We start from the raw sequence: 17,902 nt of genomic DNA, 5'->3' as shown, positions 1-17,902 counted from the left end.
AATAAGAATCCTGAATGACTCACGAGATCAAATCTCCGAAGAAGCTGATAGAGGTGGCGTTGCCGCTGGATGCGATCAATGCGGCGTCTGCACGGGAAAAGTCGATTCGGCACGGACACCCTTCAACGTTGCATCTGTGGTGGGCTCGGCGTCCGCTGGCCGCTGCACGTGCCGTGATTTTTTCGCAATTGGTTCACGACCCCGAAGACCTTTGGTACTACCAGAACCCCGGGAAAGAGCCAAACAAGCAGGTTCGTGGTCACTGGACGAAGTCACGTGCGCGTTTGTTCAAGATCATCGAAGACTTGGTTTTATGGGAGAATACGACTAACGAAGAAGTTCTCAATGTCGCCCGTGCCGAGATTCGTAAAAGTTGGGCACAGACGTGTGAGCTGAATAATGATCATCCGCAGGCGGATGAGTTGTTCGATCCGGACAATATGCCGGGACTGCACGATCCGTTTGCTGGCGGCGGTACGATCCCGCTGGAAGCCCAGCGTTTGGGATTGGAAGCGTACGCAAGCGACCTCAACCCGGTCCCAGTTCTCATCAATAAATCTTTGATTGAGGTCCCGCAGAAGTTTGAAGGGCTGCGTCCAGTTAATCCTGAATCCCATAGGAACAGGGATCTAATTGACAAAGTGTGGAGCGGCGCAAATGGCTTAGCTGATGACGTACGATATTATGGAGAAAAGCTTCGTGAGCTAGCGGAAGAACGAATAGGGCATTTGTATCCGAAGGTCAAAATCACAAAAGAGCTCGCCGTAGAACGCAAGAGTCTTGAACCATATGTTGGTAAGGAAGTTACAGTCATCGCTTGGCTTTGGACCAGAACTGTGAAGAGTCCAAATCCAGCATTTTCGGATGTCGAAGTCCCACTGGTCACATCTTTCTCGTTGAGTAAGAAGCCCGGAAAAAGTGCATATGTGAATCCTGTAATTTCAAAAGAGGGCTACGGATTCGAGATACAAGACGGTGAAACACCTGAAGAACTGAAGCTGGGGACGAAGACGTCGCGAGGGGCAAATTTTCGCTGCCTGATGTCGAATACGACAATTGAGCCTGCTTACATCAAAAAACAGGCGGTAGCGGGGAAGATGGGTGTGAAGTTGATGGCCATTGTTGCGGAAGGTATTCGTGAACGGATTTTCCTTCCCCCGTTGGAGGACCACGAAGTTATCGCCCGCAGCGTTGTACGCAGGGATGAGCGATCAATACACGTACCCTTAGCTAATGACCCGCGAAATCTTTGGTGTTTGCAATATGGCCTCGACCATTTCGACAAGCTTTTTACGAATCGGCAGTTCGAAACGCTGCTTACCTTTAGTGACCTCGTTGGCGACATCAAAGACGATGTCATAAGCGACGCCTCTAAGTCGATGTCGATAACGGACTCTACAAAGCTATCTGGCGGTGGAAATGGGCCCGTCGCCTACGGGGAGGCTGTGAGTATTTACCTGGCTTTTGCGGTCGACAAGGTCGCCGAAGGAAGCTCGGTGATTTGTTCATGGAGTCCGTTACCAACAAAACTTCACGTGGTCAGTACGTTTGGACGCCAAGCACTCCCCATGACGTGGGACTACGCAGAATCCAACGTTTTTGCTGATTCATCTGGAAATCTCAGTCGGATGTGCAAACTGATTGCGAACGCACTTGCGACCCAGTCACCTCGTCATTCATCGCCGTCTTCTTCGAAACAGGCCGATGCGCAGTCAGTTGAATTAGGCGGCAGATTCGTTTCGACAGACCCTCCATATTACGACAATATTGGATATGCCGACTTGTCGGACTACTTTTACGTCTGGCTACGGCGTTCACTGCGTAGCGTTTTCCCAGATTTGTTCGCGACGATTTCTGTCCCGAAGTCGGAAGAATTGATTGCGACCCCATATCGTCACGAATCAAAAGATGCAGCTGAGCACTTTTTCTTAGATGGAATGACCGAAGCAATGGGGAACATTGCTCGTAAAACCCATCCATCGTACCCTGTCACGATCTACTACGCTTTCAAGCAATCAGATACCGGCACTTCAGGAACGGCGAGTACCGGCTGGGATACGTTCCTTGAGGCGGTAAATCGAGCGGGCCTCAGCGTGACTGGCACATGGCCGATGAGAACGGAGCGAGCGGGTGGATTTCGTAACAAAAGTCAAAATTCGTTGGCTTCGTCGATCATTCTGGTTTGCCGACCGAAGGGTACGCAGGCAGACAGTGTTTCACGCAGAGACTTTATCCGCGAGCTAAACGCCACGCTACCAAAGGCGCTCGACGCCATGACTCGGGAGAGTGAAGATCTCCCTTCCCCTGTCGCTCCGGTCGACCTTTCCCAAGCTGTGATTGGCCCCGGAATGGCTGTCTATTCCAAGTATTCGGCGGTACTCGAAGCGGACGGATCGCCGATGACCGTTCGCACCGCGTTGCAACTTATAAACCGTTTCTTGGCTGAAGACGATTTCGATGCAGACACGCAGTTTTGTTTGCACTGGTTCGATCAATGCGGATGGGACGCAGGAGTCTTCGGTGAAGCTGATGTACTTGCCCGCGCTAAAGCGACTAGCGTCTCCGGCTTGGTCGACGCCGGCGTGCTTCGTAGCGGCGGTGGCACGGTGCAACTGCTCCGCTGGAATGACTTCCCTGCCGACTGGGATCCGCAGAAAGACATGCGAATTCCGATTTGGGAAGTCCTGCACCAATTGATTCGCGCCTTGCGACAGGGCGGCGAATCGGCCGCCGGCAAGTTACTCGGCTGCGGCAACGTCCAATCCCGGGCCGAAGCCGCCCGTCAACTTGCATACCGGCTCTATACTCTTTGCGAACGCAAGAACTGGCCCGAAGACGCTCGTGCTTACAACGAGTTGATCACAAGTTGGACCAATATTGAGTCGGCTACTCCGCAAGTTATACAAACCGAATTGTTCTGACGTCAACTGAACGTCATTGGAGAGCACCACATGGCCGTAAAGCTAAGCAACTTAAAGCGATTGAAGCTAAAAAACTTCACCGTATTCGACAATGATTCAATCGAGTTCAGCGAAAAACTGAATGTCATCGTAGGAGAAAATGGTTCGGGTAAAACTCATTTGCTCAAACTTATCTACTGTGTACTTGCTTCGATCTCGGACCCCGGGAATCCTACGAGCGACCCGAAGCCAACAAAGCGATACCTACAGCGAGTCATTGCTGAGAAGCTGCAGAACGTATTTCGACCCGACCATCTAGGCCGGTTGATTCGACGCGCACCAGGGCGAGGGCGCTGTGAAGTAAACGCGATTATTTCGCAAAAGAAGTCAGTCTCGTTTTTCTTCAACAGTAGCAGCAAAGCAGAGGTGTCTATTGACCGACTGCCAACGCTCTGGCTCGAGGGCGATCCGATTTATCTTCCGACCCGAGAGCTCATGACGCTGATGCCATCTTTTGTTTCGCTTTTCGAGACGAAGATCATTCCGTTTGACGAGACATATCGCGACACATGCGTTTTGCTAGGTAGTCCCGCACTGCGAGGACCGCGTGCTGCCGAAGTAAACGTAATCCTCGAGCCTCTCGAGAAGATCATCGGCGGCAAGGTCGAGACAGATAAGTCTGGACGCTTCTATGTGCGAACAGAAAGCGGAAACCTGGAGATGCCGCTCGTTGCAGAGGGGCACCGAAAGCTGGCAACCATCGCTCGTTTAGTCGCGACTGGACATCTGGTTGGCGGTAGTCACCTTATCTGGGACGAACCGGAAACGAATTTGAACCCTGCTGTCGTCACCAAGATCGCGAAGGCGATTCTTCAGTTGTGTGCTGGAGGCGTTCAGGTCTTCATTGCGACGCACAGTCTCTTCCTGATGAGGGAGCTGGACATTCTTCTGCAATCCGATGAGCACCAGGATGTGGCCGCACGATTCATTGGTCTACACCGAGACAACCATTCAATTCGAGTTGAACAAGGCAACTCAGTCGACGATGTCGGTGAAATTGTTTCGCTTCAAGCGGAGTTGCAGCAGACTGATCGATACCTCGAGGTGGAGGCAGGCGATGACGACGTTTGATGAACAAGAGCAGGCGTTTGATTTTCCCGACGAATGGGACGTATCCAAGTTTGACGAGTGGAGTTTTTACCGAGGACAATTTTCGTCGCTTGCGGACGCGAATTTGAATTGCTCCGCTTGTGAAACCGACGTTCGTTGTGCCAACTGCAATTCTAGGCGCGTCGCCGGGACAAAAGGGATCGACTTTCTTGCTATCGAGTCGGATCACGACTGTTGGCAAATTGAAGTAAAGGATTACCGGAAAACGCTGGAATCAACGTTTTTATTCTTGGCGGATGAAGTCGCTTTAAAGGTTCGCGACACGTTGGCTTGCTTGGTCGTTGCTCGCACGGGCTCTAACAACGCAGATGAGCAGCGTTGGGCTGAGCGAGCGATCGGGTGCAGCAGGCAGCATGTTGTTTTGCACTTGGAGCAGCCAACTTCGAACTCACGCCTCCAATCTCGCCGAAAGCGAGCCGCCGATGTCCAGCAACGGCTTCGACAGCTGGTCAAGTGCATTGACCGACGTGCCCGCGTCGTCGATCAAACAATGAACGGTTCGGTGGGCTGGACCGTCACCGACAACTAACAGATACACACTGCGACTTCGATAATGGCTGTCAAACCTTGGCGAGAAAACATCACCCCACACGCGGACGTTCTGGAAGGAACGTTTCAGCAGTCAGAGTTTGCTGCTGACATTACCGCGGTCCACTCCGGGAAAGCGACACCAGAATACCAGGATCCTATCAAGTTTTTTGACCGCACCTACATCACTGAGGGGATGCGGTTGTTATTGACGTCGGTTGCGAACCGGCTCAATGGCAAAGGCGGCGATCCGGTCATTCAATTGCAGACGGCTTTCGGTGGCGGTAAGACGCACACCATGCTGGCCGTCTACCACATGGCAACTCGCACCGGATCATTGGATGAATTGGCTGGGATTCCAGGCTTGCTCGACCAGGCCGGATTGATGGATGTCCCCAAGTCTCGCGTTGCCGTTATTGACGGAGCTGATTTGTCTCCCGGGCAACCATGGAAACGCGGCCGCAAGGAGATCCGGACGCTTTGGGGCGAGCTCGGTTATCAACTTGGCGGTGACGATGGTTACAAGCTGGTGAAGGAGGCAGATGAGAACGGAACGTCGCCGGGAAAAGAGATCATTCGTCAGCTGCTTCATGACTGTTCACCCTGCGTGGTGCTGGTAGACGAGCTTGTCGCATACATTCGTCAATTTCCAGAGAATGGTGCCGTAAGCGGAGGAACCTACGATACGAATTTGTCTTTCGTGCATTCCTTGACCGAGGCGGCCAAGCTTGTTCCCAATGCCATCGTGCTGGCCTCACTCCCAGATTCGGAAATTGAAGCGGGAAGCGAGCGTGGAATCAAAGCACTTAAGGCAATGGAAAAGACTTTCGGACGCGTACAAGCATTGTGGAAACCGGTCGCAACGGAAGAAGCGTTCGAGATTGTACGTCGTCGCTTGTTCGATAGCGTCAAAAGCGCTGAAGCACGCGATCTGACTTGCCGGGCGTTCGCCGACATGTATGTCGCTGAAGGCGGCAAGATGCCGTCCGAAACGCAAGAGTCACATTACTATGACCGACTGACCGAAGCCTACCCGATTCACCCCGAAATCTTTGACCGATTGTACGAGGACTGGACAACCCTGGAAGGTTTCCAACGAACTCGCGGTGTCCTAAAGTTGATGGCCAAGGTGATCTACCGGTTGTGGAAAGACAACAACAGTGACGGTTTGATCCTGCCCAGCAGCCTGCCACTATACGATGGTGACTCGCGTAATGAGTTGGTCTACTACTTGTCCGCCGGTTGGGATGCGGTACTTGAGAAAGACATTGACGGGGAACGAGCCGAAACAACAGCAATTGACACTAAAGAAACTCGATTTGGAGAGTACCACGCCGCTCGTCGCGTCGCTCGCACACTATTCCTCGGCAGCGCTCCTTCGGCCGGCTCGTCACAGGGGTCATCAGGAAAGCCTGGCACTCGTGGTATCGACCGTGGTCGCGTGCTATTGGGGTGCGTACAGCCAGGCCAGTCATCGTCGCTGTATTCGGATGCACTGAATCGATTGTCGGATCGTTTGCATTATCTCAACACGTCCGGTGACAAGACCCAGGACTCAACTCGCTTCTGGTTTGACACGCGTGCCAACCTTCGCCGGGAAATGGAGGATCGCAAAGGACGCTTTGACCTCAGTACAGACATCTTCAAGAAGTTGGGTGAAGTCACCAAGAAGCTGGCTTCTGGAGTCACCTACTTTGAAGGCGTCCATCCATTCATTCCCCACGAAGACGTTCCCGATGACGCATCATTACGACTGGTGATTCTTCCACCGAAGCACGCATTCCAGAAGGAAGACACCAGGGACTCGTTCAAGGAGGTCGAGAACTATCTCACCAACCACGGCTCGTCACCTCGCCATCGTAGCAACCGTTTGATATTCATTGCGCCGGATTGGGGAACGCTTTCACGCGTCAACGATTGCATTCGCACTGCGCTCGCCTGGGGCTCAATAGTGGACGATGTCAAAGAGCAACGGCTGAACATCGACCGCCTGCAGGAAAACCAAGCGAAGAAAGAATTGCAAACCGCTGAAGAAGTGCTTCCGCGCGTTGTTCGCGAGTGCTTTAAATGGTTGCTCTGCCCCGTGAAGCATAAGCCGACGGACTCCAAGACGACCATTGAGGCGTTTCAGCTAAATACCAGTGGCGGCGCGTTTGCGTCTGAGGTGCAGCGGGTTTGCGTGGAGAACGAATTGGTCATCTCGGCGTGGTCTCCGATTCATTTGCGATCAAAGCTGCAGGAACTCTATTGGAAAAGTGATCGGCCTGCGGTCGAGGCAAAAACGTTTTGGGAAGACTCGCTGCGCTACCTTTACCTTCCAAGATTGAAGGACCGTAGGGTACTAGAACAAGCGATCATCAAGGGCGCGGGAAGCAGGGACTTCTACGGAACTGCATTTGGTCATACCGGGAACAAATATGAGGGATTCAGATTTGGCGACGATAACGTGCAGTTTGATGCGACGTTATTGCTAGTCGACCCCGAAGCTGCGGCAACGTACGAAGCCAGTATCAGAATGCCACCACCTGAAACGCTAGACGCATCGGGCACGGAAACAAGTGGCAACACAGCCGTTAAAGAAAACGGTCTATTAGGGGGCGATAAACCGAAGGCAACGGCAGGCGGCACGGCGATCGAGACGACAAGGAAAGCAAAGACGTACTACGGCTCAATCGATATCACGCCTTCGGGCGCGAAGATGCAAATGGTCAATGTCGCCGATGAAATCATCAGCCTTTTGGCGAGCGACCCCAATGCTGTCCTTAAAGTGTCCGTCGAAATCACTGCCGAGTTCCCTGAAGGCGCGTCCGATCAAATCAAACGGGCCACATCAGAAAACGCCAACAACTTAGGGTTCACGACCAGTGAGTGGGAGTAACCAGGTGGAGTACTGGCTTTACAACACTGATGAAACGGAACCGGAGGGCGAAGGCAAGCATGCGGTCATGCTGAAGCAGCAAGTTGTCGCGGCATGGGGACATTGCAAAGGCCTCGGAGCCGAAGTGACGTTAAACCGGCCCAACCCAGGGGACATAGTCTTCTATTTCCGAGCCGGTTTCGGAATCATTGCCCGAGCGGAAGCGGTTGATTCCTACTCCTCGCCAAGTCAGTCAGTGTTTGGAGCCGTCGGGGAATATCGTCGTCCAGTTGACAATCTTCAAGTACTGCCTGAGGACAAACCAATTACTGTCGCAGAGATCACTGCGTCGACCGGTTACCAAATTCCGTATCGCCAAATCATGGGACGGATTCTTGATGCGTCCACAGTGGATTACTTGAACCGGCGTTTTCGATCGGTGAATTCAAGGTCTCTTCTAAGCAAGAAGGCAATCAAGCAATCTTCTGGCGGCTTCTTTCAAACGGCGCCGGAAGAACGCAAAAGAGTTGAAGTCGCTGCTGTGAGTGCTGTGACCAAGGCGTATGAAGCAGCAGAATGGCAGGTGAAGTCTGTAGAGCGAGAGAAAGTCGGTTACGACCTTCATTGCACCAAGGGCGATAAGTTCGAATGCGTGGAGGTGAAGGGAACTACCGGACCAGACGAGCAATTCATCATTACCGCCAATGAATTGAACAAAGCGAAGACGGATCCCCGGTTTGTTCTATTCGTCGTTACCAACGCGCTCACGAAACCAACCCAGAAGAAATACTCTGGCCAGCAACTGATATCAAAGTTTGACATTCAGCCCCTTCAATATCGAGCAGTACTTCGGAGCTAGGCGAGGCAAAAAAAGTGATTGAAGTCTCACAATGACAAGCTGGGCGATTCATGATGCCAGCATTGCGAACGGCTCGCTCACCAATGTGGAAGGCAGAATTCCAAACATGCGTGAGAGGGACACGGTCGTGTTCTTCAAACGTGGGGACCGCGACATCCACTTTGTTCGCCGAGGTGCTGTCGACCAGGTGTCGCGTTCGACGAACAAGGACACTGGACGAGAAGAAGTATCGCAGGTGGCACTCGCCGTTGGCGACGACTTGGAGCCAGCGCGAGTGCTTTCAGATTTCACGTACTCGCTCGAAAGGATAACCAGGTTCGCGACACCACAGTTCCACTTTCGCAATCGCATCGTCAAACTAACCGACAACGACTTTGAAACGATCATAACTGGCCGAATCTTTTGGTCCCGCACCGGTTTTGGCACGTTTGTGAATAGCCTGCCAGTCGAGCGTCTTTTGGTATTCGTCCAGCGTGTCGCCGAAAGCGACGCAGGCGTTCTTCTCCGTCGTGCGAACTACTCGGTGCTTTGGCGGTTGTTGCGGGATTCTATGCTCAGCGAGTATGTCGACGCCCACTACTACGCGGACGAGATCGCTCGATTGGCGACGAATCTAGGCGAAACGGGAGTGGACTACCAGGAACTTCGAGTTGCAATCGCCGATACGAACATGAGCGGTTCGATATCGATGATGCGGCATGAACTCGCTGCCTTCTATGAAGCAGTGTCCAATGACGACACGGATAATTCACTCAAGGTTTCCGAGTCCGGCCAGCCGCCCTTGTTCACACGCATTGATGGCAGAATTGAACGCAACAGTGAGACAGAACGAATTTTTGAGATCATATTTCGAGCAACACCATGGCCAACTATCCATCAGATTCAGATTTAATGCGTGAGGTGAAGAATGCGGGTGCGAGTCTAACAAAAGCGGCTCTCTGGTCAACGAAGACACCGCTCGACATGGCAAACAGTTTCCTGCTGGAGATGTATCTTCTCTTTCGGCTCTGCGATGACCTTCAAGCGAACTACACCGTTGAATATGTGAAAGGAATACATCCGAACGAGCACACGTTTCCACAAGCGGCATCAAATAAAGCCGGCTGGCCGAAATTCATCGTCAAAGATGCCTCTTCGGGTAAACTGCTATTCCAGATCTGCGCTGGAACTCGTGCAGGCGATATCCACGGTGCGCAGCACGCAATCGATGTCTCGATTCAAACGGCTGCTGCAGGAGACACGCCAGGCCCGGATGATGTGCTTCAGATATTTGACGCAAAATACCGAAGTAACTCGAGTCACCGAATCAGCAAGCACGAGTTTTCTGAGTTTGTACGCTGGGTCGAGCTGTTCAAGCTGAGAGGCGCGGGTACCACTGGTCTCATGCTGAACTCACTGACGTCGCTTGACGGCAACTGCTTGGTTACCAATGGAGAGCCGTCAACAGAACCTGACGCTGAGTGTCACAGGACGAGCGTGAGGGAAGTTACAAAGTTTCACCCAAATGAAACTCTCCGCCACCGCCCCTGATTAGATTGGAAACCGGATAAGATTTTAAAAAGAACATGGCTGGACGATCGATACGCATTTTCTTAGTGGACGGTGAAGAATCAGGGCTGCTCACAGCTGAAGTCATGAACTGGTCTGGCAAGCTACTGGTCGCGCCCCGTACCAAGCTTGCTGACTTGGCCAAGCGAGAGGAGATCGTTCGCACCGGGGTTTACATTCTGGCGGGACCGGATCCGGAAAACCCATCTGGCGAGATCGTCTACATCGGCGAAGGCGATAGTGTCTTCAAGCGACTGGGTCTCACGACAAGGACGAGCGCAAAGAGTTTTGGACGCGCTGTGTCGCGGTGATCAGCAAGGATCTGAATTTGACCAAGGCTCATGTGAGGTACCTGGAGAGCCGCTTGATCTCAATGGGATACGCTGCAGGCCGAGCAAAGATCCACAATGGTACCGCTCCACCATTGCCTCCGATGCCGGAAGCTGATGTCGCAGACATGGAGGGATTCTTGCAGCACATCGAACTCGTCCTGCCGGTACTTGGGTTTTCATTCCTCAAACCCAAACCGTCGGTGGGCGATCAAATGAACGCGGCCACCGGGGCGACGGACACCTCTCCAGTTTTCGAGTTTTCGTCTGGCGATGCCACGGCGAAGGCACGTGAGATCGATGGAGAATTCATCGTCTTGAAAGGATCGACAGCAACGCTGGAACCTCGTGCAAGCTGGACGAGCTACCGGGAACTTCGACAACAGCTCGTCGACAACAAGAAGCTGGTCGAGATCCCTGACAAGGGATTGCTCCTGTTTGCCGAAGATGTTTACCTCAGCAGCCCGAGTGCCGGTGCTGCGATTGTCGCCGCTGGGAACACCAATGGCCGTGCCGCGTGGAAGGTCGCCCAAACCAAGCAGACGTACGCAGATTGGCACCAGACACAGTTGCCGCCTGAATCGGATTCGGAGTGATGGGAAATCGTGGATCACACAGCCTGGCTGGATCGCATCGCAAAACTGAACAAGGCTCGATGGTGGGTCGATTGTGGATGCGGCACACATCCATCAGTTTGCCGACTCACGGAACAATGATCCGCGGAATGGTCTTGCTTTGAGCAAGAATGCTCATTGGCTCTTTGATCGCGGACTATGGTCGATCGATGATGACTACCGTGTACTCGTTGCCGTAGGCGAGTTCGCAGAGTCGTGTCCGGATCAAACTACTTTGGCTGGATACACCGGCAAGATACTCCGATTGCCTATCAATGAACAACTGTGGCCCGATCGACGTCACTGTCGGTGGCACCGCAAACATCGATTTCTCGGGTGACACGTTGAAAAAATTCATGCATTAGAACCGTGTTCAATTCCCGAGGTCTCTTTCGTCGAGCCAATCAAGGAGGGCATCGTAGGTAAGGCCGGTGGCTTGGTTGGCTTTTCTTGCGAAGGTCTTGGAAGAGGCGAGCACCGCGGCGGTCGTGTCAGTTACATCCTCACCAATCAATGCCATGCATCCTTTGCGCAGCATAACCCACGAACGGTTGCCTTGACGTTTGATCTCTCTCAATTCGATGTCGATCGGGTCGTCTGAGCTTGCCGTCGTGAACTCAATCTGATCGTGCCCCGCCTTCGAAAGCGGGATCGGTGGACGCCCGTCTCGGACAGGATGGTGCAACTCGATGACCGAATCTTCGAGCTTGTCGCCGGTGACCAAGCAGTGGTCTGCGAGCTTCCGACATTGCGTCCTGGCAGTTCCACCAAGCAGAAATCTGTCCGTCGCCGCTGACTCGGCGCTGACCCATTGTTTTAATGCGTTCAATGCAAGGCAAAAAGATCGGAACTCGGTCGATAGTCGTTGACCAAGAAACTCCGGTAGTTCGGTGGTATCGAGGAAATCACGCATCTGCCCCGGTGAATTTGCAAGTTGCTTTGACTCTTCCAACAGCGTTGCGCCCACCTTGTTAAGCAGGTCTTCAAAGGTCCCACGTGGAAGCTTCATATTGAGCAACTGTGGATCCTGCCGAGCGATGCGTTCGTAGTGGGCAAAGTATTTTTCCAACAGCTCGTTCTTATCAGTCGGCGACAATGGTTGGTCGTTCTTTGGCCGGATGTATTTCTCAGTTTTCATGGTTAGCTTGCAGAAAGTTGGTGTTGGTCTTTATGCGAATGATGCCGCGATCGCTTTTAGCATCACCATCGAGATGTATCGACCTAGCGGGATGTTTCTCGAATGCGCGTCGGCTTTCAGTAGTCTGATTGAGGGAGTCACTTTTGAATTTATGCTCAAATTGTACCCCGACCAAGCTCGCGAAATCAGCAACCCTGAACTCGGCTTCAATCGGCGGAAAAGGTTTCTGGTTTTGCAAACTATTTTCGGGTCAGGGTTTACAAGGGAGTGAGCCTGCGAAAGGTCACACGCTGAGGGTTACACTCGGAGAGGTCCCATCGCAAGAACCAAAGGAGGTGTGCCGCTACCAAAGATGAAGTCCCGTCTGTTCCTGCCGATGGAAAGCGTTCAAAAAATCAATTCACCTTGAATCGTGAAGTGATGCACGTCACATTGCAATCGATTGAACCTCCGCGTTGCAAACGAGACACGAAACATGAGCGAGTATCAATACATCCACTTCGCCGCGGTGGATCAGCCACTCAATGACAAACAACTCGCGTACATGCAGGCCCAGTCGACGCGGGCAGAGGTCACGCGTTGGAGCTTCGAAATCGAGTACCACTACAGCGACTTCCGCGGCAACGAACTCGAGATGATGCGGCGTGGGTACGACGTGCACCTGCACTACGCAAACTTCGGGATTCGCACGCTGATGTTCCGGCTGCCATTTGGATTGCCGATCAATGAAAAACAGTTCGACGCGTACGCGATGGAGTACTGTATTGAATGGACAAAAGACAAACGCGGAAAAGGAGGCGTGCTGTCAATCCAGGCTGATGCCGATTCAGACTTCTACGACAGTCCGTACTTCGCTTTCGAACGTCTGAAAGAGCAGCTTCCAAAAATTCGCGAAGCCTTGATGGCGGGCGATATTCGGGCGTTCTATCTCGGATGGCTTGCTTTCAACTGGGATGATGATGACCTCGAACCACCCGTACCTGCCGGACTGAAAAGCTTACCGCCTGAGCTCGCTGAGTTCGCCGACTTCTATCAAGTTGATCGTGATTTACTTGCCGCGGCCAGCACCCAGTCTTCAGATGGTCCCAGCCGCCCTATTGACGAAGAAGCAAGTTTCGACGCGTGGCTGAGCGAGCAATCACGTGGCGATCTCCAAAAGCTTATGCGGCGAGTCCTTGAAGGAGATGCAGTCGCTGTTCGAGCCGAGTCGTTGGCCGCTATCAGAAACGCTGCCGGTATGGAGACCTGGCCAACAACGGAGGGCACTCGAACGCTTGCCGAGCTTGCAGAACAAGCTACAGCGAAAGCTGATCAACGGGAGAAGCGAGATCTGGCCGCTGAGCAACGCAAACTGAACAATCGCCTTGCGAAGCTTCGAGAGGATCCATCTGCAGCGATTTCGGAAGCGGGAAAGCTGATCCAAGAGCGGTCAACAACCAGTTATCGTCAAGCAGCAAAGTTGCTGTCTGAACTCCGAGACGCGATTGGTGGTGAGAAAGGCGAACGGCTTGCGAACAACGCGGCCAAGAAAATCGTCAAGAAGCATCCCACACTTCATCACGTCAAACGAGCCTTCAAAGATGAAGGCGTGAACTACAAATGAATCCAAGTGCAGAAGAGAATCGTGATCAAGTCGATTCCTCGGATTCGTAATCCTTCATTGGTAAGCCAACTCGTTTCCCATCCTTGTAGACTTCAACCAACCGATAGGGCTGGCGAAGATCCCTGTTGTCGTAGACGAAAACGTGCGGCAGCCGGTTGATCGCCCGCTCAAGGTTTACCTTCGTTCGCTCCAAACGAGACCGGAGCTTTTCGTCGGGGATATCATGTCCGCCCCTGGCGACTCGCAGTGCGACGCGGCCGATCGACTGACTGACTTCGGCCATGCGGATGAAGAAAAGCACCACGGAGTATCCAAGGTCGGCATACCCGGCGAGTGCGTCGACTTTGTCACCAACAGGGTCCGAGAGCACTGTTTCAAAAATAAAACTCTCTCGCTGATTTACAAGAGAAGATCGAATGGCGGCAGCGACTTCGGCTGCATCGCAGGCCGGAATTTCCAGTTCACCCGCGATTCTGAGAACAGCGTCGAGCTCATCGTGTTCTGAAGTAAACGACGTAACCAACTTGCAGCCACCTTCAAGACTTGGCCGAAAGAGATACTAAAACACGAGACATGTTATAAATGAAGTCCTGCCATTGGCTTCGGTGCGAAGGCCGGCGACAACATTCAGCAAACTAGATGACAGGAAGCTTTCAATATGGGACGTATGCCGGAAGACCGAATGAAGAAGGCCGTGGAGCAACTTGAGACGATCTCCGAGGAGGATCACGCCAAGGTCAAGGGATTGGCTGCGATTGTCAAACCGCTTCGTAGCTTCATTCACAAAACGCCCGATGACTACGGCATGACCGGTTGGTCCGATGTTGTGATCGCTTCCGAGGATGGCACGCCACTGGAAGGCTGGTACATCCCGGCCAAAGGCGGAGAGAGTGACAAGCTCATCATTTTCAATCACGCATTGCCGATGTGCCGCTCCGGATTCCCCGGCCATTTCGGCGAACCTTGGAGCGGTTACGACGCCGTCGAGATTGATTTTGTGATTCAGTACAAGCATCTAACCGACGCCGGCTACAACGTACTGACCTATGACATTCGTAACCATGGAAACAGCGCCGCTGCCAACGGCGGACTCAGCGGCATCGGTTGTTGGGAGTGGCGTGATTGTGTCGGCGTGAAGCGATACGTCGACAACCATCCGACGCTCTCCAAGATGAAAGTCGGCCTCTACAGTCAGTGCATGGGTGGCAATTCTCAATACCATGCGATTCATCGGCACCCAGAGCTTTTTGAAAACGTCCTCTGCATGTGCAGCCCCATGGTCGTTTCGATGGCTGCGATCTACGACGCCTTCTCCGAACTTCAAGGCATTCAGCACTACCAGGAACTCATCGATCTTGAGCTCTTGAAGATGGGCGGATTCGTCGCCGCGGAAATGACACCGCACCACTGGGCTCCCAGCGTGACGATGCCAGTCCTGATGTTGCAGGTGCTGGAGGACGAGTGGACCAGAAATCCTGAGGATGCACAGAAGACTTTCGACTTGCTGGGAAGCAAGGAGAAGGAATTGCTGTGGATCGAAAACACGAAGAAACGATTCAAAGACGGCTACAACTACTTTGGCAGGCACCCCGAGAAAATCCTCCCGTTTTTTGATCGGTACATGAAGTGAGAATGGCGGTACGCAGTAGGGGAAAACTTGCCCAAGCGGACCGTGCTTACTGCCCATACGCATACTGAAGCAGTCACCAGCGATGCAGGTTGAACCATTCGGTTCGTCCGTGTGTCATGGCCGGCATGAGGATTACATCAATTCAACCCGAACTGATTCGGGAGATTCCATTCCTGAATGCTGGCCGAGGGCCGGGCGGTTTCTACAGAGACTCGCTGCCGGTGCACCGTGGTTTTGTGGATGCGCTACCGGAGGGAATGTCAGCGATCATTGCCACAGCTGATCTGCAAGGACGCGAGACTTTCGAATCGGCTGGTGGCAAACCACTTCGTCTGCTCGGTGAAGTACTGCCGGCAATCCTTGCCCATGAGATCATTCCAAATCTCGGCCTCGCCAATGGGAGGATTGGGTTGCTACTGGCCGGCGACTTCTATACCGTTCCCGCACTCGACAAGCGTGGCAGATCCGGTGACGTAACCTCCGTCTGGCAGTCGTTTGCCGACCAGTTCGATTGGATCGTTGGCGTCGCCGGCAACCACGACCTGTTCGGCGACGCGGCAACTCGTCCCCGATTTACCGACCCAGTTCATTTTCTCGACAACGACAAAGTCACCATTGATGAACTGCCAATCGCTGGGCTGAGCGGCATCCCGGGCAATCCAAGACGCCCATGGCGTCGCACAGAAGATGACTTCATTGAAGCATTGGACGGACTGCTATGCGATCCACCGGCGATTGTGGTCATGCACGATGGACCGGACGTACCCGAGTTCGGTTTCCGAGGTTCGCCTAGAATGCGAGAAGCGATCGAGCGTTCGGATCCGACGCTCATTGTTCGAGGGCACGCCCATTGGAACAAACCTCTCGCAGAACTCCCAAACGGGACTCAGGTTCTTAATGTCGATGCGAGAGTCGTCATTCTCACAAGTGAAAAATCATGAAAGTCTATCTCGACGATGACCGAGAAACGCCGGAAGGTTGGACTCGGGTTTATTGGCCGGATGAAGCAATCGAATTATTGCAAACAGGTCAGGTAACCGAGATCAGCCTCGACCACGATCTGGGAGACGACAACCGCGGCACCGGCTACGACGTGGTCAAATGGATCGAAGAGCAGGTTGCGACGAACAACTTCGTACCGCCCAAGATCAAAGTTCACTCCGCCAACATTTCTGCTCGCCAAAAAATGGAATTGGGAATCTCTTCAATCGAGCGACTCTCAAATCTGTAGCGGCAGGTGACAAGTCATTGCTAATAAGAGGTATCATTAAACCGATTTAATCTGCGAAACTCCTTGATGCCCATGAACCCACGACAAATCGTTTCGGGCTATTTTGCTTTGCAAGCGATTGGAGTCGTGGCTTGGTGGGCACTGTTGATGCTACATCCACAAAGCATCGGATGGTTTCATCCGCAGGGTTGGCCAGACGATGCGTTGCTCTCCTTTTGGCTCGCAGATTTCACTCTGATCGTAGGCGGTTCATGTATCGCCGCCTTCAGCGTCTGGCACCAGCACAAATGGGCATCGACAGCGGTTTGGAGTGTTGCCGCAATTTGTTGGTATCCTACTTTGGTATGCATCGCCACGAGCATAAGAACGGGTGAAGCGTGGATTGCTTCAGCGATGATGGTCTGCATGGCGGGACTCTCTCTTGCGATGGCTACGATTCAGGGCAAGCAAGGCGATGCTCCCGCGGCATTTCGAGTGACGTCAATGAATCGTTTTGGTTCATTGCTGTCGACCCTCGGGCAGATTGTGATTTTTTGGGGAACGTTCCTCTGGATTCTGCCCAAGGGAATCGTTGAGCTTCAGGAGGCGATCAACTGGAACCTGTTTGAACATTCGTTCCAGACGCAGGCGTCGATTGGTCTATTCCTGCTGGCGTCCTGTCTCGGCCTATGGAGTGGTATCTCGATGGTGACGCTAGGCGGTGGAACACCGCTGCCGACCGCGACCGCGCCGCAGTTGGTGGTTGCCGGACCTTACCGATTCGCTCGGAATCCGATGGCCGTTGCGGGCATCCTCCAGGGTATTGCAGTGGGTTGGCTGCTCGGCAGTGTTCCGGTCCTTATTTATTCATTGACTGGCATCGTTGCGTGGCATGTTTTCGTGCGTCCCGTGGAAGAGCAGGACTTGCTGAAGAGGTTCGGCTCCGATTACGAGCGATACCGAAGCCGCGTTCGAGTTTGGGTTCCAACAATAGGATGGACTGTTCAACAAGAATTTGAAGGTTCGGAATTGCCTGATGCCAATAATGACGCGAAACAAACGGACAGCTTCTGATGGCCAATCGAATCAACGTTTTGTTCGTTTGCAGTAAGAATCAGTGGCGGAGTCCGACGGCCGAAGCTGTCTATCTGGACGATCCGCGAGTGTCGGTTCGATCTCGAGGCACGGCAAAGTCCGCGAGGCAGACGCTTCAGGATATCGATCTAGCCTGGGCAGACCTTGTCTTGGTGATGGAAGACAAGCATCGCCATCGGTTGCTCGCAGACTATCCCGGCGAGACCGGGTTCCTGCCCATCGAAGTCTTGCATATACCCGACGACTACCAGTTCATGGACCCGGAGTTGGTAGAATTGATCCGCGTCGCTTCTGAACCAATCATTGATTCCTTTAAGTCAAAACCGTCTCGTGGTTTGTGATTGATCGATTTGCAATTTCTGGGTGCCGGTCGGTTATTTCCATCCTGAAGCGAAATGAAACTCCACGCACCGATGAATGC

18 protein-coding genes and 1 pseudogene are annotated in these 17,902 nt (G+C 53.0%); 16 read left to right on the top strand and 3 right to left on the bottom strand.

The window, feature by feature from the left end:
• Window positions 1–14 precede the first annotated feature (14 nt).
• The 10 genes and pseudogenes from LOC67_RS10695 to LOC67_RS27725 all read left to right on the top strand — a co-directional run.
• The gene (locus tag LOC67_RS10695; RefSeq protein WP_230262566.1) at window positions 15–2,921 is read left to right on the top strand and encodes a DUF1156 domain-containing protein; all 2,907 of its coding nucleotides are present in this window, start codon (window positions 15–17) and stop codon (window positions 2,919–2,921) included.
• Between the two features lie 30 nt (window positions 2,922–2,951).
• Window positions 2,952–4,031 carry an AAA family ATPase gene (locus LOC67_RS10690; protein ID WP_230262565.1) on the top strand — a complete coding sequence of 360 codons (1,080 nt, stop codon included), beginning with the start codon at window positions 2,952–2,954 and terminating at the stop codon, window positions 4,029–4,031.
• Complete coding sequence (locus LOC67_RS10685) at window positions 4,018–4,599, top strand: hypothetical protein (RefSeq protein WP_230262564.1); 582 nt, start codon at window positions 4,018–4,020, stop codon at window positions 4,597–4,599. Before LOC67_RS10690 ends, LOC67_RS10685 begins: the two co-directional genes overlap by 14 nt.
• A gap of 24 nt (window positions 4,600–4,623) precedes the next feature.
• Window positions 4,624–7,476 (top strand): ATP-binding protein, encoded by a 2,853-nt coding sequence (locus tag LOC67_RS10680; RefSeq protein ID WP_230262563.1) that lies wholly within the window; start codon window positions 4,624–4,626, stop codon window positions 7,474–7,476.
• A gap of 4 nt (window positions 7,477–7,480) precedes the next feature.
• Window positions 7,481–8,314: a DUF3883 domain-containing protein gene (locus tag LOC67_RS27570; RefSeq protein WP_230262562.1), complete on the top strand. Its 834-nt coding sequence runs from the start codon at window positions 7,481–7,483 to the stop codon at window positions 8,312–8,314.
• 31 nt (window positions 8,315–8,345) lie between these two features.
• Window positions 8,346–9,206, top strand: coding sequence for a hypothetical protein (locus LOC67_RS10670; protein ID WP_230262561.1), 861 nt, complete (start codon window positions 8,346–8,348; stop codon window positions 9,204–9,206).
• The gene (locus tag LOC67_RS10665; protein ID WP_230262560.1) at window positions 9,176–9,844 is read left to right on the top strand and encodes a hypothetical protein; all 669 of its coding nucleotides are present in this window, start codon (window positions 9,176–9,178) and stop codon (window positions 9,842–9,844) included. The genes LOC67_RS10670 and LOC67_RS10665 overlap by 31 nt, the downstream gene beginning before the upstream one ends.
• A 35-nt stretch (window positions 9,845–9,879) precedes the next feature.
• Entirely contained in the window at window positions 9,880–10,173 is a 294-nt protein-coding gene (locus tag LOC67_RS10660) for a hypothetical protein (RefSeq protein WP_230262559.1), read from the top strand.
• A 62-nt stretch (window positions 10,174–10,235) separates the two neighbouring features.
• On the top strand, window positions 10,236–10,787 hold the full coding sequence (locus LOC67_RS10655; protein WP_230262558.1) for a DUF4357 domain-containing protein: 552 nt from the start codon (window positions 10,236–10,238) through the stop codon (window positions 10,785–10,787).
• Between the two features lie 73 nt (window positions 10,788–10,860).
• Window positions 10,861–10,920, top strand: a pseudogene (locus tag LOC67_RS27725) (hypothetical protein); the annotation flags it as partial.
• A gap of 42 nt (window positions 10,921–10,962) precedes the next feature.
• Here the strand turns inward: LOC67_RS27725 and LOC67_RS10650 are convergent.
• Together LOC67_RS10650 and LOC67_RS10645 are read right to left on the bottom strand one after the other, a co-directional pair.
• Window positions 10,963–11,163: a hypothetical protein gene (locus LOC67_RS10650; protein WP_230262557.1), complete on the bottom strand. Its 201-nt coding sequence runs from the start codon at window positions 11,161–11,163 to the stop codon at window positions 10,963–10,965.
• A 15-nt stretch (window positions 11,164–11,178) separates the two neighbouring features.
• The gene (locus LOC67_RS10645) at window positions 11,179–11,943 is read right to left on the bottom strand and encodes a hypothetical protein (RefSeq protein WP_230262556.1); all 765 of its coding nucleotides are present in this window, start codon (window positions 11,941–11,943) and stop codon (window positions 11,179–11,181) included.
• Between the two features lie 475 nt (window positions 11,944–12,418).
• Between LOC67_RS10645 and LOC67_RS10640 the strand changes: the two genes are divergently transcribed.
• The gene (locus LOC67_RS10640) at window positions 12,419–13,546 is read left to right on the top strand and encodes a hypothetical protein (protein ID WP_230262555.1); all 1,128 of its coding nucleotides are present in this window, start codon (window positions 12,419–12,421) and stop codon (window positions 13,544–13,546) included.
• A 25-nt stretch (window positions 13,547–13,571) separates the two neighbouring features.
• Here the strand turns inward: LOC67_RS10640 and LOC67_RS10635 are convergent, their stop codons facing one another.
• Entirely contained in the window at window positions 13,572–14,069 is a 498-nt protein-coding gene (locus tag LOC67_RS10635; RefSeq protein WP_230262554.1) for a zeta toxin family protein, read from the bottom strand.
• Between the two features lie 159 nt (window positions 14,070–14,228).
• Between LOC67_RS10635 and LOC67_RS10630 the strand changes: the two genes are divergently transcribed.
• From LOC67_RS10630 to LOC67_RS10610, 5 genes are all read left to right on the top strand, one after another.
• Window positions 14,229–15,176 carry an alpha/beta hydrolase family protein gene (locus tag LOC67_RS10630; RefSeq protein WP_230262553.1) on the top strand — a complete coding sequence of 316 codons (948 nt, stop codon included), beginning with the start codon at window positions 14,229–14,231 and terminating at the stop codon, window positions 15,174–15,176.
• Window positions 15,177–15,301: 125 nt separating this feature from the next.
• Complete coding sequence (locus tag LOC67_RS10625) at window positions 15,302–16,117, top strand: metallophosphoesterase (protein WP_230262552.1); 816 nt, start codon at window positions 15,302–15,304, stop codon at window positions 16,115–16,117.
• Entirely contained in the window at window positions 16,114–16,407 is a 294-nt protein-coding gene (locus LOC67_RS10620) for a cyclic-phosphate processing receiver domain-containing protein (protein WP_230262551.1), read from the top strand. The genes LOC67_RS10625 and LOC67_RS10620 overlap by 4 nt, the downstream gene beginning before the upstream one ends.
• Before the next feature lie 72 nt (window positions 16,408–16,479).
• Window positions 16,480–17,460: a methyltransferase family protein gene (locus tag LOC67_RS10615; protein ID WP_230262550.1), complete on the top strand. Its 981-nt coding sequence runs from the start codon at window positions 16,480–16,482 to the stop codon at window positions 17,458–17,460.
• On the top strand, window positions 17,460–17,822 hold the full coding sequence (locus LOC67_RS10610; protein WP_230262549.1) for a low molecular weight protein tyrosine phosphatase family protein: 363 nt from the start codon (window positions 17,460–17,462) through the stop codon (window positions 17,820–17,822). Before LOC67_RS10615 ends, LOC67_RS10610 begins: the two co-directional genes overlap by 1 nt.
• Window positions 17,823–17,902: the final 80 nt, after the last annotated feature.

This window comes from Stieleria sp. JC731, assembly GCF_020966635.1.
GTDB lineage: Bacteria > Planctomycetota > Planctomycetia > Pirellulales > Pirellulaceae > Stieleria.
The sequence above is the reverse complement of the archived record's forward strand: the minus strand, read 5'-3'. Positions and strand labels throughout refer to the sequence as shown.

Coding starts and splice junctions, on each gene's coding strand:
- LOC67_RS10695 (WP_230262566.1), top strand. CDS start 15: ATGACTCACGAGATCAAATCTCCGAAGAAGCTGATAGAGGTGGCGTTG.
- LOC67_RS10690 (WP_230262565.1), top strand. CDS start 2,952: ATGGCCGTAAAGCTAAGCAACTTAAAGCGATTGAAGCTAAAAAACTTC.
- LOC67_RS10685 (WP_230262564.1), top strand. CDS start 4,018: ATGACGACGTTTGATGAACAAGAGCAGGCGTTTGATTTTCCCGACGAA.
- LOC67_RS10680 (WP_230262563.1), top strand. CDS start 4,624: ATGGCTGTCAAACCTTGGCGAGAAAACATCACCCCACACGCGGACGTT.
- LOC67_RS10670 (WP_230262561.1), top strand. CDS start 8,346: ATGACAAGCTGGGCGATTCATGATGCCAGCATTGCGAACGGCTCGCTC.
- LOC67_RS10665 (WP_230262560.1), top strand. CDS start 9,176: ATGGCCAACTATCCATCAGATTCAGATTTAATGCGTGAGGTGAAGAAT.
- LOC67_RS10660 (WP_230262559.1), top strand. CDS start 9,880: ATGGCTGGACGATCGATACGCATTTTCTTAGTGGACGGTGAAGAATCA.
- LOC67_RS10655 (WP_230262558.1), top strand. CDS start 10,236: ATGGGATACGCTGCAGGCCGAGCAAAGATCCACAATGGTACCGCTCCA.
- LOC67_RS10650 (WP_230262557.1), bottom strand. CDS start 11,163: ATGAATTTTTTCAACGTGTCACCCGAGAAATCGATGTTTGCGGTGCCA.
- LOC67_RS10645 (WP_230262556.1), bottom strand. CDS start 11,943: ATGAAAACTGAGAAATACATCCGGCCAAAGAACGACCAACCATTGTCG.
- LOC67_RS10640 (WP_230262555.1), top strand. CDS start 12,419: ATGAGCGAGTATCAATACATCCACTTCGCCGCGGTGGATCAGCCACTC.
- LOC67_RS10630 (WP_230262553.1), top strand. CDS start 14,229: ATGAAGAAGGCCGTGGAGCAACTTGAGACGATCTCCGAGGAGGATCAC.
- LOC67_RS10625 (WP_230262552.1), top strand. CDS start 15,302: ATGAGGATTACATCAATTCAACCCGAACTGATTCGGGAGATTCCATTC.
- LOC67_RS10620 (WP_230262551.1), top strand. CDS start 16,114: ATGAAAGTCTATCTCGACGATGACCGAGAAACGCCGGAAGGTTGGACT.
- LOC67_RS10615 (WP_230262550.1), top strand. CDS start 16,480: ATGAACCCACGACAAATCGTTTCGGGCTATTTTGCTTTGCAAGCGATT.
- LOC67_RS10610 (WP_230262549.1), top strand. CDS start 17,460: ATGGCCAATCGAATCAACGTTTTGTTCGTTTGCAGTAAGAATCAGTGG.